The sequence below is a fragment of the Butyrivibrio sp. FCS006 genome (assembly GCF_000424525.1).
GTDB lineage: Bacteria > Bacillota > Clostridia > Lachnospirales > Lachnospiraceae > Butyrivibrio.
In genome coordinates this window covers 153562-178477 of record NZ_AUKB01000012.1, presented here as the reverse complement: position 1 = coordinate 178477, position 24916 = coordinate 153562, and the positions used below count along the sequence as shown (strand labels likewise).

21 protein-coding genes are annotated in these 24916 nt (G+C 36.7%); 20 read left to right on the top strand and 1 reads right to left on the bottom strand.

Translation table 11 applies throughout. The features are described from left to right. Nucleotides 1-7 precede the first annotated feature (7 nt). From G633_RS0103880 to G633_RS0103795, 18 genes are all read left to right on the top strand, one after another. Nucleotides 8-733 (top strand): CpsD/CapB family tyrosine-protein kinase, encoded by a 726-nt coding sequence (locus G633_RS0103880; RefSeq protein ID WP_026519131.1) that lies wholly within the window; start codon nucleotides 8-10, stop codon nucleotides 731-733. Beyond that, nucleotides 730-1659, top strand: a complete 930-nt coding sequence (locus G633_RS0103875) for a hypothetical protein (RefSeq protein ID WP_026519130.1) — start codon at nucleotides 730-732, stop codon at nucleotides 1657-1659. Before G633_RS0103880 ends, G633_RS0103875 begins: the two co-directional genes overlap by 4 nt. A gap of 70 nt (nucleotides 1660-1729) precedes the next feature. Next, nucleotides 1730-3850 (top strand): glycosyltransferase, encoded by a 2121-nt coding sequence (locus G633_RS19085; RefSeq protein WP_051199907.1) that lies wholly within the window; start codon nucleotides 1730-1732, stop codon nucleotides 3848-3850. 5 nt (nucleotides 3851-3855) lie between these two features. After that, nucleotides 3856-4908, top strand: a complete 1053-nt coding sequence (locus G633_RS0103865; protein ID WP_026519129.1) for a glycosyltransferase family 2 protein — start codon at nucleotides 3856-3858, stop codon at nucleotides 4906-4908. Between the two features lie 65 nt (nucleotides 4909-4973). Beyond that, nucleotides 4974-6068, top strand: a complete 1095-nt coding sequence (locus G633_RS19080) for a glycosyltransferase family 2 protein (RefSeq protein WP_051199905.1) — start codon at nucleotides 4974-4976, stop codon at nucleotides 6066-6068. A 7-nt stretch (nucleotides 6069-6075) separates the two neighbouring features. Continuing rightward, on the top strand, nucleotides 6076-7971 hold the full coding sequence (locus G633_RS19075) for a glycosyltransferase (RefSeq protein WP_051199903.1): 1896 nt from the start codon (nucleotides 6076-6078) through the stop codon (nucleotides 7969-7971). Nucleotides 7972-8072: 101 nt separating this feature from the next. Continuing rightward, nucleotides 8073-9839 carry an ABC transporter ATP-binding protein gene (locus tag G633_RS17265; RefSeq protein WP_051199901.1) on the top strand — a complete coding sequence of 589 codons (1767 nt, stop codon included), beginning with the start codon at nucleotides 8073-8075 and terminating at the stop codon, nucleotides 9837-9839. A gap of 19 nt (nucleotides 9840-9858) precedes the next feature. Then, a complete protein-coding gene (locus G633_RS0103845; RefSeq protein WP_026519128.1) occupies nucleotides 9859-10983 on the top strand; it encodes a DegT/DnrJ/EryC1/StrS aminotransferase family protein in 1125 nt (374 codons plus the stop codon). Continuing rightward, nucleotides 10970-12757 carry a glycosyltransferase gene (locus G633_RS19070; RefSeq protein ID WP_051199898.1) on the top strand — a complete coding sequence of 596 codons (1788 nt, stop codon included), beginning with the start codon at nucleotides 10970-10972 and terminating at the stop codon, nucleotides 12755-12757. The genes G633_RS0103845 and G633_RS19070 overlap by 14 nt, the downstream gene beginning before the upstream one ends. Before the next feature lie 63 nt (nucleotides 12758-12820). Next, complete coding sequence (locus G633_RS0103835) at nucleotides 12821-13891, top strand: acyltransferase family protein (RefSeq protein WP_026519127.1); 1071 nt, start codon at nucleotides 12821-12823, stop codon at nucleotides 13889-13891. Continuing rightward, entirely contained in the window at nucleotides 13891-14154 is a 264-nt protein-coding gene (locus tag G633_RS0103830; RefSeq protein WP_026519126.1) for an acyl carrier protein, read from the top strand. The genes G633_RS0103835 and G633_RS0103830 overlap by 1 nt, the downstream gene beginning before the upstream one ends. Further along, on the top strand, nucleotides 14141-15181 hold the full coding sequence (locus tag G633_RS0103825) for an acyltransferase (RefSeq protein ID WP_026519125.1): 1041 nt from the start codon (nucleotides 14141-14143) through the stop codon (nucleotides 15179-15181). The genes G633_RS0103830 and G633_RS0103825 overlap by 14 nt, the downstream gene beginning before the upstream one ends. A gap of 24 nt (nucleotides 15182-15205) precedes the next feature. Continuing rightward, a complete protein-coding gene (locus G633_RS0103820; protein ID WP_026519124.1) occupies nucleotides 15206-15955 on the top strand; it encodes a WbqC family protein in 750 nt (249 codons plus the stop codon). A 59-nt stretch (nucleotides 15956-16014) separates the two neighbouring features. After that, a complete protein-coding gene (locus tag G633_RS0103815) occupies nucleotides 16015-16983 on the top strand; it encodes an NAD-dependent epimerase/dehydratase family protein (RefSeq protein WP_026519123.1) in 969 nt (322 codons plus the stop codon). A 61-nt stretch (nucleotides 16984-17044) separates the two neighbouring features. Continuing rightward, nucleotides 17045-17644 carry an acyltransferase gene (locus G633_RS0103810; protein ID WP_026519122.1) on the top strand — a complete coding sequence of 200 codons (600 nt, stop codon included), beginning with the start codon at nucleotides 17045-17047 and terminating at the stop codon, nucleotides 17642-17644. Between the two features lie 41 nt (nucleotides 17645-17685). Next, on the top strand, nucleotides 17686-19092 hold the full coding sequence (locus tag G633_RS0103805; protein WP_026519121.1) for a class I adenylate-forming enzyme family protein: 1407 nt from the start codon (nucleotides 17686-17688) through the stop codon (nucleotides 19090-19092). A 39-nt stretch (nucleotides 19093-19131) separates the two neighbouring features. Next, nucleotides 19132-20769, top strand: a complete 1638-nt coding sequence (locus tag G633_RS0103800) for a hypothetical protein (RefSeq protein WP_026519120.1) — start codon at nucleotides 19132-19134, stop codon at nucleotides 20767-20769. An 81-nt stretch (nucleotides 20770-20850) separates the two neighbouring features. Further along, nucleotides 20851-22407, top strand: a complete 1557-nt coding sequence (locus G633_RS0103795) for a glucosyltransferase domain-containing protein (RefSeq protein ID WP_026519119.1) — start codon at nucleotides 20851-20853, stop codon at nucleotides 22405-22407. 44 nt (nucleotides 22408-22451) lie between these two features. On the opposite strand, the gene G633_RS0103790 is transcribed toward G633_RS0103795, so the two are convergent. Beyond that, complete coding sequence (locus tag G633_RS0103790) at nucleotides 22452-23402, bottom strand: glycosyltransferase family 2 protein (protein WP_196804226.1); 951 nt, start codon at nucleotides 23400-23402, stop codon at nucleotides 22452-22454. A 30-nt stretch (nucleotides 23403-23432) separates the two neighbouring features. Here G633_RS0103790 and G633_RS0103785 point away from each other — a divergent pair, with 30 nt between their 5' ends. After that, on the top strand, nucleotides 23433-24218 hold the full coding sequence (locus G633_RS0103785; RefSeq protein WP_026519117.1) for a glycosyltransferase family 32 protein: 786 nt from the start codon (nucleotides 23433-23435) through the stop codon (nucleotides 24216-24218). Further along, complete coding sequence (locus tag G633_RS0103780; RefSeq protein WP_026519116.1) at nucleotides 24208-24873, top strand: DUF1919 domain-containing protein; 666 nt, start codon at nucleotides 24208-24210, stop codon at nucleotides 24871-24873. Before G633_RS0103785 ends, G633_RS0103780 begins: the two co-directional genes overlap by 11 nt. The last annotated feature ends 43 nt before the right edge of the window (nucleotides 24874-24916 follow it).

Here is a 24916-nt window from a genome sequence, read left to right as displayed (position 1 = left end):
TTTTGCATTGGAAAAATTGGAGATATACAAAAACGAAAGCTTTGCACTTAATGACTCATTTGACCAAGCTGTAATGAATCTGCATATATTAAAAAAGCAGCATGGCTATAAAAGTTTTGTGATTTGCGGTTGCGAGGCCGGTGACGGTTCAACGACTATAGCAATCAATCTTGCAGCTGCTATAGCCAGTTCAGGATGGAAGACAGTGCTTGTTGATGGCGATATGAGAAAAAAGCAGCGCCATAAAAGACTGAATGAGAATGTTTCAGTCGGATTATCAGACTTTCTACTCGGGAAGGAGTCGCTGGATCAGATTGTTTATGATACGACTACAGACAATCTTTCCTATATTCCATGCGGAGAACTTATTGATAATCCGGTCAGACTGCTGTGTTCTGAGTACATGAATTTACTTAGAGACGAGTTATCTCAGAGATTTGATTATATAATTTATGACATGCCTGCAGTCAATGCTGCCATGGATGCAGAGGTAATTGCCGTAAGTGTTGATGCTACAATTCTGGTAACAACTATTGGTGATACATCTAAGAGAGGTCTTATCAACGCTGCCAATGCACTCGCAGAGAAAAAAGTCAATTTGATTGGCACGATAATCAATAAGGTAGATATGGATCAGTACAGAGATTATCATGGTGATTATGACTATTTCCAAAGTGAGAAATATGTGAAGAACTACAAAAAGAAAAAGGGACCAAGGGGTAATAAAAAATGAAAAAGATGAGTATTTTTTTTGCATCAATTATCAATATTCTTTTGGCTCTTTGTCTGGTGATTCCCAATACAGGTATTCGTGTTTACGCTACTCAGGAAGCTCCTGTAGTGCAATCGGAGCCGTCATTTAATTCGGTGGTTGAAATTGAAAGCTATAGTATTGAAGAGGGATACATTGCAGCCGGGAAGAATGCAAACATAATATTAACGATTCGCAATGCTAACAAGAATAGCGCAGCAAATGGTCTTGTTGTTACAGTTTTAAGCAATTCGGGTATGGTTTATCCATCTTATGGTAATGACAACCAGTTCTTTATAGGAACATTAAAAGCAGGAGAAACTGCTACGGTAACAGTTCCTATTATTGTTAACTCTGAATTTGTTGGAGATTTTGTTGATTTTTCCTGTCAGCTCTCATATGAGAGTGGAGGTCGGCAAATAACTAACTCTTCATCTATGATTTTGCCGTCAGAGAGTGCAAGTGCTTTTCTTATAAAAAGCCTGGAGGTAAGTTCGGGAGCGGTAGTTAATGATGATTCGTTACTTAGTATAAGTTACCGTAATAACAGTTTGAGGAATATCACCGATATTGAGCTGATTATCGAAGGCAATGTAAGTGATGCATCCAAAAACATAAATCTGGGTTCTATCGATGCCGGAAAGACTTCTACTAAGGACTGTACTATTTCATTTACTGAGACCGGTGAGCAGACCATCTCTATAACGCTTAGGTATATGGGAGCGGATGGAGAGCAGATAGAAATGAACCTTGGTACATACGATGTCATGGTCGATGAGGCACCGAGTGATACAGAAAATGTTGAGGGCGTAAATAATGAGACTTTGATACGAATCGGCAGAGGCATTGCAGGCCTGGCTTTCATTGCAGCTATGATTGCTGTTTTGGTGTATATTAAGAAGAGATAATAGATTTGGTTCTGTTATGGGCTGCTTTTATTTGTGGATTTCAAATAAAAGCGGCCTTTAAAGGTTTTTTATGAAAAAGATTGCTATCATAGCTCCGTGCATTCTTCCTATACCGGCCACTCGTGGAGGTGCGGTTGAAGGACTTGTTACGAGGCTGTTAGATGACAACGAACTTAATAGGGACTTCTGCATCGATCTGTTCACTATTGCCTGTGACGACATGGCCGGCTCTGATTATTCTTTTACTGAAATCCTGACTGTTGAAAATGATATCGGTACGAGATTGGCAGACAAGATAATTGACAAGTACTATCGAACTGTGGCTAATGGTTCATCAAGAAGACTGCTGGACAAGAAAATAGCGCAAGCGTTCATAAGACGTCTAAAGGAAATGCAGGATAGATACGATGCAGTAGTTGTTGAAAATATGATGTCTACTGCTGTAGAGATTGTTCATCTCTGCAATGGAAAATACAAATTTCCAATCTACTTTCATATGCACAATGATGTTGATATATATCGTAGTCCTAGGCATATACATGAATTAGTTCGCTATGGAGTGCAGTTTATTGCGGTAAGTGACTATATAAAAAGACAGATAGTTAGAAGTGATAAGAATGCGATTGTGTCAATACTATACAATGGAGTCAATCTTAACAAATACGATAAGTGCAGTAAGATTCCGGACAAATACATTTCTTTTTTGTATGCTGGAAGGATCATTCCGGGAAAGGGTGTTAAAGAGCTGGTAACTGCATTTATTCTTATGCTCAATCGGGTGGATGAAAACGTCAGAAAAAATATAAAGCTTATCATTGTTGGCTTTTCCGGCGTGGATAAGCGTTATGAAAACCTCATAAAAGCGATGGTAAATGAATGCGATAATATAGAATGCATGGATCAGATTCCTGCTACTGATATGCCGGTGCTTTACGATGGGGCTGATGTTGTTGTAATGCCCACTGTAGACGAGGAACCCTTTGGCCTCGTGGCACTGGAAACCATAGCAAAAGGCATACCGCTCATTACTACCGATTCCGGTGCACTTCCGGAGGTTGTGGATGATGGAGCACTGATTGTAAAGAGAGACAAAGAATTCATTGAGAAACTATGTGATGCTATGCAAAAAATGGTGTCAGAGCCTAGTGTCAGAAAAGAGTTATCTGACAAAGCATACCATCGAGCTCACGAGAATAAAGATTTTGATATCAGAAATTACTATAATAACTTTAGAGTGATTATAGATCCAAGATCACCGGAAGATGATGGCAAGATTTCGGTAATCATCCCTGTTTATAATGTGGCAGAGTATCTTATGAGATGTCTTTTATCTATAACAGGGCAGACTTATAAAAACCTGGAGATAATACTGGTTGATGATGGTTCGACGGATGATTCGGGAGCAATCTGTGACCAATTAGCTGCATCTGATGACAGGATAAAGGTTTTTCATCAGGATAATGCGGGCCTTTCTAAATCCCGTAATACGGGGTTGGATCAGGCAACCGGTAGGTATATCTTTTTCTGTGACAGTGATGATTTTCTAAGGGAAGATGCTCTCGACATTATGATGCACAAGCTGCTTGATGATCATGCTGATATAGTAGCATGTGGAATAGTCAAGGTGCATGATAATGGTCTTGAAAATAAGCAAAAAGAGGAGATTTTTACGGATCTAAGACCCGGAAGATGGAGCGGACATGAGAGTGTAATCAGGATGATGCGCTCAAATAATATCTGTACGGTTGCGTGGAACAAGCTGTATAAAAGAGAACTGTTTGAGGGTGTACGTTTTCCTGCAAGTGTACAAAATGAAGATGAAGCAACTGTTTATAAGCTGTTATATAAGGCGGGGATAGTTTCGTATATTTCGGACACTCTATATAAATACTATCAAAGGAATGATAGTATAATGCATGAGGACTTGGAAACTCGTTATCATTTCTTTTTACAGGCTTCTTTAGACAGGATGGATTATTTTCATAAGCTTGGCGAGGCTGATCTTGAGGACCACAGCAGGATAACGCTTCTGGAATGGATTAAGTATACATATAGAAATATTGATGATCCTTATACAAAAAAAGAGTTGATGAAAGCATATAAGGAGAACATCACATTTCAAAATGTTCCTAAAGTGGTGGGAATCAAAAAAAGCATAGCACTTTTGGCATGGAAGTATATTAAATACTAAACATTATGAATGATAATATCTTGGTTTCGGTAGTTATACCGGCTTATAATGCTGAAAACTCAATAAAGGAATGCTTAAGCGCGGCAGTATCTCAAACCTATAGGAACGTTGAAATACTAGTGATTGATGATGGCTCTGTTGATGATACATTTGAACTTGCAAACTCTTTTTCCAATTCAGATGACAGGATAAGGGTGGTACGACAGGTCAATCAGGGACCATCAGCTGCCAGAAACCACGGGATAAAAGAAGCGAATGGGGATTATATTGTGTTTTGGGATGCAGATGATTATCCCGAGCCTGATCTTATAGAGAGTTATGTCACGGCATATGAAAAATGGTCTGATAAAGATATTTCATTTGTGGCATGTGGTATGTTTTTTGACAACAGATTTAATAAGTATGTAGATGACAAGGTAAGCATATTTGAATCGGTACTTGGTTATGTTGAAGGTGAGAACTATATCATAAACCGAAGCTCTGCTGCCATGATGGCATATCTCAAACTTTTTAATTTTGTTACTAATAAATGCTATAGCCTTGAGCTTATCAGAGATAAAGGAATTCTCTTTGACAAAGAAATAAAGATTGGAGAAGATCTTAAATTCAACTTGGATTATCTGGATAACTGCTCCGGAAATATCGGTATGATCAACAGAGCCTTGTATCACTATGTTAAAAGAACTGCTGATAATATTTCGATAACATACCATAAGGGAGATATGGAGGATACAAAAGCAATCTACAGACGGTTTGTGGATTGGGAAAGTCGTCAGACCGGAGTTACGAAAGATAATATTCTTGTTATAAAAGGGATATTCATTACTGACTGGGTCAGTAGAATGACGTCCATGTACGAGGCACTGTTCAAAACGGATAAAAAGTTCAAAATGATGCATACAATACGTCAGGAACTAGCTAGTAAAGAGTTTAGAAATATGTTGTATGAGGTTCACAAAGCAGGTAAGATAAGTACGCTCAGATACCTGTGTCTGATGACTACTGATTTTAACATATTCTACTTTTTCAGAAGGATTTACCAGAGATTCAAAGGGTAATAGAAACAATAGAGTCAAAACCAGAGGTGAGTAAACATTTTGACAGGTAATGGAAGATTTGCGTCATGTTAATCGGGAAATCTGAGAAGCTGGTCTCAATAATAGTTCCGGCATATAACGTGGAAAAGTACATAGAGCGATGCCTTGAGTCAATTCTTGAGCAAACTTACCAAGATATTGAAGTTATCGTCGTGGATGATGGTTCACATGACGGTACGTGGGAGATAGTCGGCAGGTTCATGAAAATGGATTCAAGAATAATGGGGTATCAGCGTGAGAACAGAGGTGTTTCAGCTGCAAGGAATTTTGCGCTCAAAAGGGCAAGTGGTGATTATATACAGTTTGTTGATGCTGATGATTATATCTCAAGATTTGCTGTTGAAAAGCTTGTTAATACGATGGAGTCAAATTGCGCTGACTGGCTCAATTTCCAGTATCACCGGGTAGATGAGACTGAGAATTCTCTTGATGAATATGATTTTATAATTGGTCACAATGATATTTCGGGGCAACAAGGAAAGTTTGAATTTTTAAGAGATGTACTTATGGAGTATCGGGTAGGCTATGAGATATGGGATAAGCTGTATGTGACTAGAATCATCAGACAAAACGACCTTAAGTTTGATGAAAACTGCCATATTGGAGAAGATCTTGAGTTTAACATTTGTTATAGCATGTATGCAAATAGCCTTGTCTGCCTCAAAGATAGGCTTTATTTCTACCGAGTAAGATCCGGGTCTGCCATGCAATCTCTCAGTAATTTTTCATCTGCTTTTGAAGAAAGACTAATTGTTTTACGTGGCATTCAGGAAGCTTATTCCATGTGTTTTACTGGAGATTACAAGAATAAATACTATCAGCTTTCTTGCAAACTATTTCGCCATGCATGCCAGGGGCATACTACGGAAGAAGTGGCTGAAGTGGCTATGAATTCTAGACAGAAAAAGTTTTGTCTGGAGCTATTGACGGAAATTTTGAGGCATAAGAGAGAACTAAAAAAATTTCTACCTGAAGAAATTGCCAATACTTACTGGAGAGAAATTTTATATATTTTTACCAAGCTTAATGGGAGCTTAAAAGGAAGATTATATTTAGGATTCTATGACTTGTATAGAAAGCTTGGGAGAAGAGATACTATCGCTCATTTGAAGGTGGTATAGGTTAAAAATGGAAAAGAAACATGCATATCTGATCATGGCACACAACGATTTTGAGTCTTTGCAATATTTGCTTAAAGCCATAGATGATAAGAGAAATGACATATATCTTCATATTGATAAAAAGACCACGTACGTAGATTATGAAGAGATCAAAGGATGGGTAAAAAAGTCAGGTTTTTTTTGTGTGCCTCGAATTAATGTGAGATGGGGCCATTTAAGCCAAGTTAAGTGTGAACTATTAATGCTAAAAATGGCAACATCGATGTCACAGTACCATTATTATCACTTATTATCTGGGATAGATTTCCCTTTAAAATCGCAAGATCAGATACATGAGTATTTAGACTCGCAGAATAAAGAATTTATTGAGTATCACCATTGTGGTGATTCTGGTGATGATTTTACGTATAAAATCAAATACTATTTTCCCCTAATGCGGTGGTGTGGAAAAGGGGAATTTAATGGCCCAGGGAAAAAAAGGGCTCTGCTCAGAAAAATGTTAGAAATACAATGGGAACTATTGGAATGGCAAAAACGCCATGGGGTAGACAGGACCAGAAAACTGGCAAGCCTTGAAATAGTTAAAGGAAGTAATTGGTTTACTATTACTGATGATTTTGCACGATACCTTGTGGCAATAAGAAAAAGAGTATTTCAGAAATGTAGATTTACTAATGGTGCAGATGAAATTTTTATTGGTACAGTTGCACTGAATTCAAGATTTAAGGATCGCGTTTGCAACAATGATCTGAGGAAAATTGATTGGAATCGGGGCACACCTTATGAATATACATATGAAGATCTTCAGGAACTGAGAGCTTCAGACTGTTTTTTTGCAAGAAAGATATCATATTCCAGAGAGCCTGAACTTGTGAAAGAGCTAATGAAGGATATTGGGGTGGGCTTAGAGTATATATCTGATGCAAATCCGTTAGTGAGTATAGTTGTTCCTATATACAACGTGGAAAATTTCTTGGAAAAATGTCTTACTTCCATTGCTGGACAGAGTTATCGAAATATTGAAGTTATTATGGTAGATGACGGGTCAAAGGACAATTCTGCTGATATAGCAAAGAAGTTTGCAGTAAATGATGATAGGTTTAAGTATTATCATCAAGAAAATGCAGGTCTATCAGCTGCAAGAAATACCGGTATTAATAATGCCACTGGAGAGTATATTTCTTTTATAGATTCAGATGATTGGATAGATTCTGATTTTGTAAAAAAACTAATGGAAGCAATTATTGCGCATAATGCAGACTTGGCTGTTTGTGGCTATTACAAAGAAGAGGATAAGATAGAAGCAATTGGCTATGACTCTGAGATGATTCTGTCAAGAACCGCCGCTATGTCAGTTTTCGAGGTCATATTCCCGAAAGAGTATTCGTTGATGGTTATTGCCTGTAATAAATTGTTTAAAAAGTCAATTTTTGATAATGTCAAGTTTAAAGAAGGCAGGATTCATGAAGATGAATATACGATGCATAGGATTATTGATGCTTCCAGTATTGTAGTTACAATACCTGATGTTCTTTATCATTATATGATCAGAGCTAATAGTATTACAGGGGCAAATAATATAGAAGATTTAAGGCATTTCGATATAATAGATGCTCATCGAGACCGAGTAAAGTGTTGCAGACAGCAGATTTACAGTGATTTTTATCGCTTGATAGTTTATTCATTATTCGAAGAAATTATTTGTCTTATGCTTACATATGACAATGAGACATTTGACAAATACCATTTAAATAAATTATTCAGACGTATTATGCTGAAAGAATGTATTAAACATTACAATCAACTCGATAGAGTTCAGAAAAAGACTTATCTGGCAGTTATCATAAATCCTAAGCTGTATACAAATCATAAACGTAAAATTGATGCTACCAGGCATGTATAACTATAATGGGTTCAGTAATTCCAGAAAGATTGACTGGAATGAGGAAAAACTTGTGATGTTGTATACACAGATCTGGAAGAATTATTAGTGAGGCTTTTGCTTTGGGAAAGATAAAGAATAAAGTAAAAAGTTTTAAGGATGGAATAATAAGCAGACTATACCACGATATGAAGTGGATATATGGCTTTTATAGAAACTATATAGGCAGGATTTTGGGTTACATCGCTGTGGAAATATTGCATATGGCAGTCAGCTTTTATATTACATATAAGATGGGACCATTTGTGGATATAATTATAGAGATGGATACAGAAAAAACGCTAGCAATGGGATTGGAGTTTATTGGCCTTTTTCTGCTTGTAGTTATTTTGAACCTTACCTCAAACAGATTTGGATCCTGGAACTACAATTCCATGAGATCTGATCTCGTCAAGAAATTGTACAACAAGTTGATGCATTCGGATTGGGAAGAATTGACCAGTTACCACACTGGTGATCTTATCACCAGATTGAGCAATGATGCCATGACAATCGCAGGCAATGCAAATGGGTTTCTGACAACCCTTATATCATGTACTTTGATGATCATTGTTTCAGTCAGTGTCATTATAATAAACGATGTGAGCATGATTCTTGTAGTTATTATCGTTGCTCCGCTAATTGCAGTTTCTTCAAGAATATTCATGAAGAAGGTTTACGAATGTCAGACTGCCATTAAAGCTATTGAGAGTAAAGAAAATTCATATCATAAGGAGTCGTTTCACAATATCCAGTCTGTTAAAGCCTTTGGTCTGGCCGATGTTTTCTATAAGAGAATAGAGGCTCTTGAAAAAGAAAGATATACCGCAGATATGAGATCAAACTTTTTCTCTTTATTGTCCTGGGCGGTAACCTTTCTTGCTGGAATTATTTCAGGAGTAATCTGTATCGGATGGGCTCTTTACAGAGTTAATTCAGGCGCTATATCGATTGGCGGACTTACAGTGGTCATTGCTATGGCTTACAGAACGGCGATGGCAGGCAAGGAACTTCTTGGACTTATACCCATATCTCTTCAACTGGCTGTGTCTACAGAGCGTGTTTGTGAATTATTAAATATTAAGGATGAGAAGACCGTTGAATCGCCTGCTTTTAACAGGCTAGTTGATAAAAGTAAGGGGAGAGGCATTGCAGTAAAAGTGAATGAGATGTCTTTTGCCTACAAGACCAGCAGACAGATATTCGACAAGGTTTCCATGGAAGCTCATCCGGGCGAGATAATTGCACTTGTCGGCCCTTCTGGAGAGGGAAAGACAACAATGCTGCGTATTCTTCTAGGCATTTTAAATATTCAGCAGGGAGAAGCATATGCTTATATTGAAGGAAATGACAAAGAAAGGATAGTACTTTCTACAGAGACACGACCACTCATTGCATATGTTCCACAGGGGAATACGATGCTGGCAGGCACAATAGCCGAGAATATGAGACTTATAGCTCCGGATGCCACTGACGAAGAGATTATAGATTCACTTAATCAGTCCTGCGCATACGATTTTGTAAAAAAGCTTCCCAAGGGCATATATCACAATATCGGAGAGAGTGGCATTGGCTTCTCAGAGGGACAGAATCAGAGGCTTGCTATCGCAAGAGCTATACTCAGAAAAACACCGATTCTTCTTATGGATGAGGCTACTTCGGCGCTTGATGTGGTGACTGAGAGGCAGGTCCTTAGTAATATTATGAAGAAGGACACAAGGAGAACCTGTATCCTTACAACCCATCGTCCAAGTGTATTATCTGTCTGCGACAGGGTTTACAGAATCAGCGATGGAAAAGTAGCAGTTATTGGGGATATAGAGATAAGAAAATTGATGAACGAGTTCTGACTGGAGTTAGGAGCAGATTGTGGAAGAGAATATCTATGTGACCAGGCCGAGCCTTCCGCCTGTTGAAGAATATATAGAGTATGTTCGTCAGATATGGGACAGTCATAACTTGACAAATATGGGAATGGTTTGGCAGGAGTTTAATAAAGGGCTTTCTGCATTTTTGCAGGAGCAGCATGTATTACCAATGAGTAACGGACATATGGCTCTCGAGATGGCCTTACAGGCGTTGGATATTACGGGCGAGGTTATCACGACGCCATTTACTTTTGCATCTACTACGCACGCAATTGTCAGAAATAACCTCACTCCAGTATTTTGTGATATTAAGGAAAGTGATTGTACAATCGATCCGGATAAAATAGAAGAATTAATTACTGATAAGACAAGTGCCATAGTACCTGTTCACGTTTATGGTATGCCCTGTGATGTTGAGCGGATTGAAAAAATTGCACAAAGACACAATTTGAAAGTGATATATGATGCAGCCCATGCTTTTGGCGAAAGGATAAATGGGGTGAGTATTTCTCGTTACGGAGATATATCAATGTTCAGTTTCCATGCCACAAAATGCTTTAACACTATTGAGGGCGGATGTGCTGTAACAAGGGACAAGGAAACTATGCTCAAAATTTATCAGCTGCATAACTTTGGAATCGTGGGCAGGGAAAGTGTTGAACTTGTTGGAGCGAACGCCAAAATGAATGAGTTTCAGGCAGCTATGGGCATATGCAACTTAAAGCATTTCGAGGAGAACAGAAACGCGCGTAAAGTTATTTTTAACAGATATAGAGAGAGATTATCAGGAATTAACGGGCTCAGACTTCTAGATTATGATGAGGATAAGAATACATACAATTACAGTTATATGCCAATTTTTGTTGATTCTGCTGAGTACGGCATGAATCGGGATGCTTTGCGTGAATTGTTAGCTAAGAAGCATATTTATGCCAGAAAGTATTTTTATCCAATCACAAATAAGTTTAATTGTTATAAAAATATCGGCTTCAGGGGAAATACAGAAATAGCTGAACAAAAGTCAAAGCAAGTTTTAGCCTTGCCGCTTTACGCAGATCTTAATATAGAAACTGTGGAAGAGATTTGCAATGTTATAGAAGAGGGAGCGGGAAATGGAGTCAGGTGATAAGAGCATAAAAGTCAGTGTTATTGTAGCAGCGTATAACGAAGAAAAATATATTGGCCACACGCTGGAAAGCGTATTATCACAGAATGTTGATTTTAAGTATGAGGTTTTGGTTGGTGATGATTGTTCGAGTGATGGAACAGCGAAAGTGATAAAAGAATTTGCTGATAACTATCCTGAGATCATTATTCCGTTTATTCGTGATGTTAATCTTGGAATGACAGAAAACGCCATGGATCTTATAAGACATGCAAAAGGAGAGTATATAGCTTTTGTAGAGGGGGACGATTACTGGATTGATGATGACAAACTAATGAAACAGTGTGAGTTTTTAGATTGTCATAGGGATTATGTGGCTTGTTTTGGCCTTTGCACAATTGTTGATGAAAATGATAAAAGACAAAAAAAACTTGAACAGTACAGTGGTTTCCTCAAAAGAGGCGGAGATTATACAATAAAAGATTTTGAAGACTATCTTTTACCTGGTCAGACGGCAACTTCTATGTACAGAAAAAAGAGCTTTGAAGATATGCTTGACAAGCTTACAAAGAGCCATTTTGATATGAGTCGTTTTATTGACAGGCATATGGTGTTGATAATGATGGCTGATGGTAAGCTTTATAATTCTGGAGAAGAAGTTTCAGCTTACAGATATGTTATGAATAAAAATTCTGGGTCATGGTCCTCAAAGAACGATTACTTTAGCTTTTTGAACCTGAAAAATTACCTTGAGGTATTGAAAGAACTGGAAAATTTGGCATCTGATTTTGGGCTAAAACTCGATTTTGATGGTCGAAGAAGATATGAGTATGATAAGATGCGTGATAATTGTACCGTTTTTACAAGAGAAGAAGTTTTGACTATAAAAAAGACTCTTTTAGATAGCAGTAATGATAGAAGTGCAATGAATATGTTTATGCTGAAAAGAGATTTGAAAAATATACTAAAGAAGTTTGTAGACTGTATTAAACAAAAAAGAATAGAACCATTTCAATTAAAACCTGAATTAAATTACTTGGAATATCATGTGGCATGGCATTGTAACTTAAAGTGCAAAGGGTGTGGGCATTACAGTAATCTACAGGAAGATCCAATGTTTTCCGATTTGGGTCAGTATGAAAAAGATTTAGGCCAGTTACATAAGTTTGTAAGCAATATTGCTGATATCAGACTTATGGGAGGCGAACCATTACTGAATCCGGAATTGGGGAAATTCATCGAGGTGACTCGAAAAGAATTTCCACATGCCAGAATTGCAGTAGCATCTAATGGCATACTCATACCTTCATGCGATGATTCCTTAATGCGCTCCATGAAGAAATATCGGGCGCGTTTTGATGTTACCTGTTATCCACCTACATATAAAATTCTTGATAAAATCAGAGAAAAATGCAGTAAATTTGGTGTTGAACTGATTGTATCGGACTTAGTAAATGAGTTTTTTGCATGCTCTGATGGTACAGAAACAAGTAATGCGAAAGAAAATTGGGAGAATTGCGAATCAAAGGAGTATCATTTTCTTTACAATGGTAAATTAGCTGTCTGTGGTCTGCCGATTCTTTCAAATGTCATGCGTGATAAAACGCAATATAAAGGAATTGCTCTGCCAGATGATGTGGTAGATATTTATGATCCGGAAATAACTTCTGAAGTTTTAATTGAAAAAATGAATTCTCCAATAAGCATGTGTCAATATTGTGATAAATGTAATAAGAAGTTTTTTAAATGGGAAGGTCAGTATACTGATTATTTCTCTGCTCAGATGTTAAATTAACATATTTCGTTGTGCAGTTTTATTGATGAATATGAAAACATACAGTTTATAGGGAAAAATAATATGCCGAAGGGAAAATACTATATTAAAAATACATTAGGAATGTTTAATCTGTATAAGGGATTTGCTATGATTTTTATGATTATGCATCATACATATGAAAAAGTTCCTGTTATAGGAATTTTGCAAATGGTATCGCCTCCCTTTATAGTAAGTGCTGCAATGCCGGCACTGTTTGTTATAAGTGGATATGGATTCAGAAAGACCACAAATAAAAAATGTGTTGTTAAACAGTGGAATACGCTTATTATCCCATTTATTTACGTTCTTATTTCTGTAACTATTGTTCATTTCTTGTACTATTTTTTCGTGTTTGGGGAGAGAAGAGTAGCGATAGAAGAAACAGCTAAAATATTCATGATAACGGCATTAGGAATCACTTATGAAAACTTCTTGGGATTTAATTTGCCGATGTGTGGGCCTATATGGTTTATTCTGGCCTTGGCCCTGGGTAATATTCTGTTTAATTTTCTTTTGAATCATTTGGAAGGGATTAAACTGCTTATTGCGGCAGCTGGCGTTGCAACATTGGGCTGGATAATCGGCCTTTTTGTTATATTACCTTGGTGTATCTTGCAAGGAATGATAGCTACCTTTTTTATTTGCATAGGGTATTTTGTAAAAAAGAATAAGCTGTTTACTACATCGTGGAGTACTCGTCAAAAAGTATTATCAATTGGAACCATCCTTGTATTAAACATCATAGCGATGATAGCTGGGGATAAATGTATTATGGCGTACAACTATTACTCACATGGTATTATCACGATTATATTTAATGGTATATCAGCGGTATTTGTTATTTATTGTTTTCTATATTTGAATAGATTCGATGGAATAATCAGTAATGCTATAAGAAATATCGGAAGGCTGTCGCTGTATGTATATTGCATTCATAGTGTAGAATATATGGGCTTTGGAAGGTATTTCCAATATGACCTTGCAAACAATTGGAAATGGCACCCGGCTTTATATAGTCTGTCTTTGTTCTGTGGTAGACTGTTTTTGGTTTTAGTAGCAACTTATTTTTTGGTTTGGATAAAGGGAATCATTGAAAATAGGGAGAAAAAGTAATGAATAACTATTTCGAAGAAATTATAAAACTGATTGTTGATGTTACAGATATTGCAAGTGAAGATATTCATGAGGACAGTTCTTTTATGGATGACCTTGATATGTCTTCACTTGAGATAATGGCATTTGTTTCAAGAGTCGAAAAGACATTTTCAATAAATGTAAAGGAGGAAGAAATGATGTCAATCGAGACTGTAAAGGATGTTATAGACATGATTTCATCCAAAAGTAATGAAGATATAGATAAAAATGAAAAGAAATAATCCGGATAAAAGAGTTTATTATTTAGACTATCTCAGGATACTTGCAACATTTGCAGTAATGATAGAGCACAATAGTGTCCCTTTCTTTATGCGAAGCGTTCACTCTGCCGATTGGAAAATCAGTAATACTTTTGAAAGTCTTATCAGATGGTGCGTGCCAATGTTTATGATGATAAGTGGAACTTTGTTTTTAGGCAGAGATATAACAGTAAAGAAGCTCTATTCAAAATATGTTATCAGAATGATAATTGCCTATTTTGTGTGGTCTTTATTCTATACTATTGTCGCAAGAAATCCTGCACAAAGTGTGTGGGAACAATTTCTGATGGGGCATTACCACATGTGGTTTATTCGAATGACAATAGTGATTTATGTTTTCATGCCTTTCTTAAAATGGATATCCCAGAATACTCGAGTTATGAAGATGTTTCTTATAACTATTTTGGGAATAGTGATTATGTGTGCACAGATAGCATGTTTGATAGGAGATTTTGGGGATCCGGAACTGGTAAATAGCCATTTATTATTGAAGATGTTATATGGCTTAAGAGACAGTATTATTTATGTGTATATTAATTATTCTGCATATTTCGTACTTGGTTATTATCTTTCTAAAACCGAAATTCCCAAAGCAGTCAGATATGTATTATATGTGATTGGAGTTTTTAGTGTGTTTGTAACCTACAAAATTGAGTATGCATATGTTTTAAGCCTTGGTCATCAATCCGAACTGTATTATGATCCGACTAATATACATATGTTATTTATTACAACGGCCCTTTTTGTTCTTTACAGGAATTTGCCCCTACCGGAGTGCAATATTATTAAAATATTATCGATATGTTCTTTTGGGGCTTATTGGATTCATCCATTTATAATACAGCTTCTGGATATGATCGGTATTAATGCCGGAAAATATTTTCCGCTTGTAGGGATATTTGTTATTGGAAGTATGGTTTCAATAATCTCATTTGGTGTTTCGTTTGTTTTAAACAAGATACCTGGCGTAAGAGATTATTTAGTGTGAATTTGTTGTTATGAGGTGAGAAATATGAAGCTTGGAATAATGCAACCCTATTTTTTTCCGTATATAGGGTATTGGCAGTTATTAAATGCAGTGGACAAATATCTGATAGTTGACAATGTCAATTATATAAAAAATGGATTCATTAACAGAAATAAAATATTAGTTAATGGAGAGCCGTTTAATTTTGGCATATCAGTTAAAAAGGCTTCTCAGAATAAGCTTATTTGTGAACATGAACAAGGACTTGATGAATCTAGTGTAAATAAGCTCCTTGCAACATTAAAGAGCGCTTATGCAAAGGCTCCATATTTTACTGATACCTATGATCTTGTTAAAGAGGTATTGGAATTTGGTCTTATACCTGAAGGTCGGAATTTATCAATTTTTTTGGATAATGCAATTCGATTGACTTCAAAAAAACTGGGAATTGAAACGCCAATAAATCTAACTAGCAAAGATGTTCCTTTAGACGGAGATTATAAGAGAGAACACCTAGTAGTTGCATACTGCAAGAAATTAAAAGCTGACGAATATGTCAATGCAATTGGAGGAACAGGGCTTTATTTCCAAAATTTCTTTAGAGAGAATGGTGTGGGGCTAAAATTTCTTAAAACCCATGAGGATATATGTTATTCACAGAATAGGGAATTGTTTATACCAAACCTATCAATAATAGACGTAATGATGTATTGTTCTCCGGAGGAGATTAGTCAGATGCTTGGACAGTATACATTGATAGATGGATATGAGTCACCTGAAAATTTACCTGGCTGATTTGCCATCTTTTGTAAGATGTGGCCGTAGTTTGTTGATATTAAGAAGGAGACCACCAAATGAAAAAAATTCTTATATTTGGTACATCGGGTAACATGGGGGGATACCTTGTAGAGTATTTCCTTCAGTACTGCGGAAGTAATTATGAAATAATCGGTGTGGACAGAGTTGAGCACCCCACTGTGAAGAAGATGGTCAACACAATTCTTATGGATGTTAATAATGATGAAGAATATAACAAGCTTCCACAGGATGATGTTTATGCTGTTATTGATATGATAGGCCCAATGCCTGCAAGAATGAACGGTTATAATCCAAGTATTTATGTTGAGACTAATGTTCTGGGGTCCTTTAAAATTTTTAATTACGCTATTAGGGTAGGTGCTGACAGGATCCTTTATGCAAAGAGCTTTGCGGATATTGTAAAAAGGGGAGAAACTCAGCTTTACTTACACGTTGATGATGAGCCCTGTTTTGAGTATGACAATTATCATTCTGTTTATACTATAACTCAGAATACTGCAAAGGATCTGCTCAGATGTTTGCATGAATTTTACCAAATAAAAACATTTACAATCAGATTACCGCATATCTATCTTTGGAACAGTGATGATTCATACATGGTTGCAGGTGTTCCGCAGAAAATGATGCACAGGATCATTATTGACAAGGCTATCGCTGGTGAACCTATTGAAGTCTGGGGGGATCCTAGCCGTCAGAAAGACATGATGTATGTAAAAGATTTATGTCAGATCTTTTATAAGGCTGCTTTTGTCGATAGGGAAACAGGTTTCTATAATGCTGGAACAGGAATTGGGACACCTCTTCTTGAGCAGATAAAAGGAATACGTGATGTGTTTGGTCCGAAAAACAAATCACAGCTTGTTTTCTGTCCTGATAAGCCGAACGCTCCACAATATATTATGGACATAAAGGAAACTGTTGCAGACCTAGGGTATCAACCCAAGTATACGTATCTTGAAATGCTTGAGGACATGAGAAAAGAACGTGAACAGGGGAGATTCTGATTTACAACTATGAAGGTGTGTATGCTATTTACAGTTGGGGTTAAATTGAAAGGTGGCAAGTATGAGCGAAGTTAAAATTGATGGTATCGAAATAATGGGCAATAATCTTCGTGATAAGGTTGCGTTTTGTGGTGAGAATACAAGATTATATCCTCTTTGTAAGATGATCCACGCTGACAAGGCCGTTTTAGAAGATCATTGTCAGTTGTTTGATTTTGTTTTTGTGGATGCAGGAGAAAGCCTTAGAATTGGTAAGTATTCCACTTTGACTTGGAATGTCCTTGTGGAAGGAGGGGCAAAAACCGATATAGGTCACAGAGTTTTCTTGGGGCCTGGTACAAAGGTGCTTACATCCACCTATGAATTTGACGGATATTATTCAATAGAGCATTTGCCTGGTGATGCTGGTAAAATCAGCTATGGTGATGTGATTATTGAGGATGATGCATACATTGGAGCAAACTGCACAATTCTTCCCGGAACAATTATTAGGGAAGGCGCTTTTGTGGGAGCTAATTCACTAGTGAAGGGTGAACTTAAGCCTTGGACTATTTATGTTGGAACCCCATGCAAGGAGATCAGGGCAAGAAAGAAACCTACTGATGAAAGGGCAGCCATTGTAAATGCTATGGATTGGTCCAGGGAAGATTTAATTCAATAACTTATATTTCTGTAAATGGAAAAACATAGGAGAGTAATGTCGTGGTAGATTTTTTGGCAAGAATGAGAAGCTTTGGGGTTACAATGGCTTATGTTGTAATGGACGGCGAGAAGTCAGATTGCATAACCTACATGGATTATTACAAAACATTAAAAAATGCCTCTAATAACCTGAATAAAATACTGGGTAATCCTGTTGGTAAACATGTCGGAATATATTTTGATTCTGGACTTGAATATACTGTTGCTTTGGCGGTTGTTTTATTTTGCAGAGCAGTTGTTGTGCCTTTAAACGTGCGTGAGAGTGAAGAAAATATCAAGTATGAACTGTATGATTCTGATATGGATTTTGTGTTAGTAAATGATAAAACACAATCCTTTATTGAAAAGACAGGATTTGAATATGCCAATGTGAAAGAGTTGTTTACTGATCGTGAAGGAGATTATGATCTTGTAGACTTTTCTGATGAGGAGAGGGATAATCATGCAGCAATTGTCTATACTTCAGGAACTACTGGAAAGCCTAAGGGAGTAGTTATCAAGGTGGGGAATCTTTTTGAAGAAGTGAGAGAAGCTTTTTCTTCATTTTGTCCAATAGACAATCTTGTGGGAACTAGATCGTATACTAACCTTCCCTATTATCATATTGGAGGTATTACACATTGGCTATTTCAGATAGAAAAAGGTATTACAACTTATCTCAGCATTAATCCCGGTAATCTATTGACTGACCTTGAAAACCATGAAATTGATTTTGCTATTGTAATACCAGCCACCCTTAAATTGTGGAAAAAATCACTGTTATGTGGGAATTATAAAAGATTTGGAAATGCAAAACTTGTAATTACAGCTGGTGCTGCGCCAGACATTAATATTGCAAAGCTATTCCTTGAACATAAGATTGCCTATGGTCAGTGTTATGGTCTGACGGAATATAGTGGTATTTTGTCAAGTAACTTTGAATGTTCAAAGCATTTGGAGTCGGTGGGGCAACCTGATCCATCTGTTACGGTCACTTTTATAGATGGCGAAATTTGTGTGTCTGGGCCAGGCGTTATGATTGGATATTATCACAATCCTGAAGAGACAGAAATTGCCCTTGAAGGAAACGTTCTTCATACAGGCGACCTTGGGTATGTTGATGACGAAGGATATATTTATATCACCGGAAGAAAGAAAAATCTTATTATTCTTTCCAATGGTGAAAATGTTAGTCCTGAAGAGTTGGAACAGATGCTTTATTTATGTGATGATATCATAGAATGTAAAGTTTATGAACAGGACGACAGAATTTGTGCGCTTATATATTCAAAACGAGGAAAAGAAGAAATAATCAATAAGTTTATTGAAGAGTTAAACACCAGGGTGCCTACCTATAAGAGAATATATAGAAAAAGAATAACTAATACTCCATTGGAAAAGACTGGCATTGGTAAAATTAAGAGATGAGAATGCAATTATTTTTTGCTGAACAGTATTGGGGATATTATGAATAAACAAAAGGTTTACGACATCCTTTTATTGACAATAGCAGTATTACTGATTCTGATGAATGCTATATTTTTTGAATCAAAAAAAGAGGGTTTTTTTCTAGATGAAAAAGCCACGTTTCATATAGCCAATGCAAGTTATACGAGTCTAGGTGATTTTAGAACACGTCTCAATAATAACAACGCTTCAATTATTAAAAACTTTTGGGAAGTATATGGAGATGCACCAATGGTATTGGGGCAGAGATACTCATATGCTGAAGTGAGTGATATGTTTGATGCGCAAAAAGGTGAGAAATTCACTTTTTTGGAAACATTGATACTAACAATTCCTGATTCCCATCCCCCTTTTTACTATTTGCTGTTTAATGTATTTGATTCTTTATTGGTAGGAGTCTCACTGATGCATGTGGGGTTCATTATAAATATAATTGCCCTTCTGCTTACATGTATTCTTCTTTTCAGAATTATTTTTTACTTCACTGAAGACCGTTTTTGCAGTGTCTTGGGAGTTTTGTTTTATGGACTCAGCTACGACCTTATCAATTCTGCCATGTATATCAGAATGTACGCACTGCTTACTTTTTGGTTCGTATTACTCCAATATTTGTATTTATCAATGGTAAAGAATAATTATCGGTGGGATGGAAAGCTGCTACTAAAAATCTGCATTGTTGAATTTTTTGCCATGCTAACACAGTTCTATGCTGCCATATTTATCTTTTTGCTGTTTTGTATAACAGTTATTATCTTTTTGGTACATAAAATGACTGTAAAAAAATATATATTAAGTCAGATTGTCACTGCTGTAGTATATCTGATTGTATGGCCAGTGTCAGTATATCAGGTCTTGGTTAACGGAAGGACCGAAGATATAAAAAATAATGCAGCTTCGTTTAAGTTGTTTTCAAGGTTAAAGGAGTTTTCGGTGCTTCTTCGGAATTCGATTTTTGGAGGAAGCAAAAAGATATTATTGCTGATATTTGCTTTGATTATGCTATTTGGTCTGTTATGTTTAATAAAGGCAGCTAGAAGTGATTTTTCAGCATTTCTAGCATCAAACAGATTTGCGCTTGGAGTATATCTTGTCATACCAGCTTCGGTATTTTATGTGATTTCAGCATATATATCACCCTGGGTAGTAGATAGATATGTTATGCCGTCAATCCCAATAATATGTGCAATAATAGTCATTGTTTTTTGGAAGGGTTCGGGGATGATTGTAAAAAGCAGATATATTCGTGCTTCTATAATTGCGCTGTTTGTAATGATGATATATGTGTTGTCATTACGTCTTTCTCCGGAATATGCATTTCCTGTAACTGCAGATAAGATTGATTTCATTAATGAGTATCAAGGCTATGAGGCGCTCATAGTCGACCCGGAGAATGATTCGGAATATCTGGAGGTCGCAGCAGAGGTGGCTCATCCTTATTGGATGCTTGTCAAGGATAATCAGATATCGTCAGATCAGCTCGTTGCGCGTTTTGATAAGAGTACAGATACAGTAGTGTACATAAATAAATTCTGTGATACTGATGAGCTATTACTGATATTTGAAAATGCTGATATTGAGTTGACAAAATGTGGGTATTCAACGGATTTCTTTGATGTATATAAGTATGAGGCGCGATGATTCATTTAAGAGAATAAATGGATATTGGATTAAGATTTTGGATGCTGAGCGTGGAAATGAGTGAAGGAGTTGCTAACAAAAATGGATAGTAGTGGAATCAAATATAATGAAGAGGGTTATTACTTTATAAAGTACACGATGATAATTATGCTTATTAGTGTAGTGTGTTTTCTTCCGATAATTGCTAATAGCCTTACAAATTCTTATGAGGGTTTATGGTATTCTACTTATTATCAGGCAGGTAATCACGAGTTGTCTAATGGAAGGTGGGCATGGCTTTTCTTGGATAAAATCAGAGAAGGCTATAGTGCAGAGCCCTTTAATTCCTTATTAGCTCTTCTCTTTATGACTGTGGGAACCTATTTTTTGTTTTCGCCATTTATACATAAGAAACACTATTTGTTGTATTCACTTATAATTATCGTTAGCACAACAACATGCTGCTATCTTTCTTTCAGGTTTCAATCACCAACCTTTGGAGCGTCCTTTTTTACTGCAGCTCTATCAGCATGGTTTGTCATAAACAGCGATGCCTCTGGAAATATCAAAAAAGTATTATTTTCTTGTGCTGTAGGAACTCTGCTGCTTTCCGTTTCATTGGGACTGTATCAGTCAAATATCGGTTGTTTTTGCCTGGCATTGGCTGCGTATTCCATGAACTTGCTGCTCTCTGACAATAGAGCGGATGCACCAGTAATTCTAATTAGAGGAGCGGGGGTATTATTAGCAGGATGCATCGTATATAAAATATTATGGGATGTTGCGCTAATTCTGAGACATACTGCAGCATCAAGTTATAGAGGTGCAGATTCAGTATCTTTCTTAACCATTATAAAGATGTTACCTCAAAGCATTTTGGGCACATATGTTTCGTTTATTGGATTTTTTAGCTTTAGTGAGGGGAATTATGTTTTCAGGATCATAAGATGTGCTCTTGTTTTTGTTTTATTTGCATTTTTATTATTTCAGGGGATTAGAAAGTTAAAAAATAATTTTAAAGAATGCATACTATTTATAGCATTGTGGCTATTGATTCCTGTAGCAGCAAATCTTTTTTTGCTTCTTGCACCTTCTACAGGTTGGTTAAGCACTCAGATGACTGGCCCATTATCCACTGTTATTCCATTGTTGCTATGTGTGATGGAACAAGATATTAAAAAAGCAAGAATATGTTTGATTTTAGGGTGCGTATTCCTTTATGGCAATATATACGCTGTTGGTACAGATATTGATGCTTTGTCACAAGGAATGACATCTTCGCAAGCTATCGTCCAAAATGTAATTGCGTCTATAACTGATGAAGAAATATATTCTGACAATAATGAATACTTATTTGTTGGTAACATGTCAGATAGTCCTCTTTTCAGGAAAAATGAGTTATGGATTAAAGCAAGCTCATATGCACAAGCCGGTGATTTTGGTATTTATAGTAGCAGTCAATATGATAGTTACAAAGGCGTGTTGGATGATATTGGAATACAATTGAAAATGGGATCTTTTGATGATTACTTATCCGTTTTAGAGGATGATAGCATATTAAATGCACCAAATTATCCAAATCCAAAATCCATTATTAATAAAGGAAACTTAGTAATTATTAAGATATCTGATGATATTGGTATAGAGTATACAGAGTGATTGTGTAAATCTTATTGGATTCTTTACTGTTTGCAGTGGTGGAATTAAAGTAAAATAAGAACTTGTGCAGGTGCTAACTCATAGAAAATACGCCTTTTGCTCTTTTTAGCAAGGGGCGTTTTTGTTTGGTGCATTTCCTTCTGCAGCATTTTGATCTGGGCCTTGGTCCCAGCATTTTTGCTAAGCTTGTACTGATTCAGCAAGGTGTACATGGAATAATCAAGAATGGAATTGTAGCTACTGAGCACGTGATCTGACGAGACACAGCTGGAAATGCGGTCATAGGCAGGCTTGTAGATGAAAGTCTCGCCATCAAAAAAGCTTTTTGTCACTGTTGCTGAAGCCTGATCCTGGATGTAGTGGTACATGGGAAGGGGCAGGCATGCGAAATGTACTTCTTTTGATGAAAAGAGTCTTGTCTGGAGCAAAAGGTCCTCGCAGATTCGTATGTCCGAGTCAAAAGAAAGCTCTTTTAACAAATCTGTTCTAAAAAGCCTTGTGAAAAGAAATCCTCTCACTGAATCATCTGTAAACATTAGTCTTAACATGTCCTCAGATGAAAGAATTTCAGATGAATTATATGAATAAGGCGTCACAACACTGTCTTTATTGGTAAAGTATCCACAGAGGCATCCGTCTATTGAACCGTTCTCGTTTTTTGAAGAAGCGTCGTAAATTGCGCCGATCATTTTCTCATACATATCAGGTTCGATATGATCGTCTGCATCAAGAAAACTGATCCAATATCCACCGGCATTCCTTATCCCTAAGTTCCTTGCTGCTGACACACCTGCGTGGCTTTGAGATAATACTTTGATAAAAGTATATTTCTGTGCATAATTATATGCGACGTCTATTGAACCGTCGCTTGAACCATCATCAACGAGAATTATCTCATAAGGCAGCATTGTTCCGGCCAGAATGCTCTCTAACATTCTAGGCAAAGCGTTTTTGCAGTTGTAGAATGGGATTATAGTAGTAATTGTCTTATTCATGCTACTAATTATAGTTACTGGGGATAAGAAATGGAAGATAAAAAACAGTATCCGATTCCGAAAATAATACATTATTTCTGGATGGGCGGGGGAGAAAAGCCAGAGTCTATGCAGAAATGCATTGAGAGTTGGAAAAAGAACTGCCCCGACTTCGAGATTAGGGAGTGGAATGAGGATAACTACGATGTTCACAGCCATCCATATATGGAAGAGGCATATAATAAAAAGAAGTGGGCGTTTGTTACTGACTATGCAAGGTTGGATGTCTTGGTGCGTTTCGGGGGTATTTACCTGGATACCGATGTAGAGGTGTTAAAAGACCTTTCCCCTTTGTGTCAGTATCGGGCTTTTATTGGGTTTGAGAATCCTCAAAAAACCAATGACGGTCAGGGATTTGGTTGTGAGCCGGGTATGCCTGTGTTTCGAGAAATGCTTGAATGTTATGACGGAGATAAGCCCTTTGAAATTATAAATGGAGCCTTAAATTATGTAGAAAGCCCGAAACTCCGGACAAAAGTCTTACTTGCGCATGGTCTTGTTCTTGATGGATCGAGGCAGCAGGTGGATGGCGTGGAAGTATTTCCGGTCGACTATTTCTGTCCACTGGATTATGACACTGGTAGGCTTATGGTTACGGATAATACATTCAGCATTCACCATTTTGACTCAAGTTGGCAGGGAAAAAACGCTGCAATATACAATAAGTTCCGCCAACGCCTGAACAGAATGTTTGGAGTAGAACGCGGAAAGAAAATGTTTATAAAAATGATGCAAACTAAAGATTTCGTTAAGGGAGTCCTAAAAAATGGGAATTAAAAAGCAAATAAGAAGAATAATATCCTCAATTTATGAGGGCCTCCAGTTTTCGCGAAATAAACGTATCAGAGAATATAACTACAACTTTAGAAAACGCGTTAATAATCATGACTTCACCATCATATCGATGGATTGTCTTGGCGGGATATTATACCATCGTCTAGGAATGAGATTCGATTCTCCTACAGTAAATCTATGGATGAAGGGTGAGGATTTTGTCCATTTTTGCGAACATCTAAAAGAATATATGGAAATGGAATTGAAATTCATTGATACAGAGTTTGATTATCCGGTTGGCGTATTGGATAATGGAATCTTGCCGGTGGTCAAACTTTTCTTTTTACACTATGATTCAGAGGAAGAAGCATGTCTGAAGTGGGAGAGCAGAAAGAAAAGGGTAAATTATGATAATCTGTATATAATTGCCAAAGATGGCCGAATTAATGAAGATGGAATCAAACGCCTTGAGAAAGTAAAATGCAATAATCTTGTGGTATTTACTGCCAAAGAATATCCGAAATGTCGATGCGTTCATCCTATACAAAGATACGAAGGAATGGATGAAGTTGGGCCGTTTTTAAATGCGATTGACGATATTAAAGTTTCGTTTATTGAATATGAATTTGACTTTGCGGATTTTCTGAACCGAAAATAGTATCAACCGATGAAGGTGAATAGATAATGTTCTTGGAAAGGTA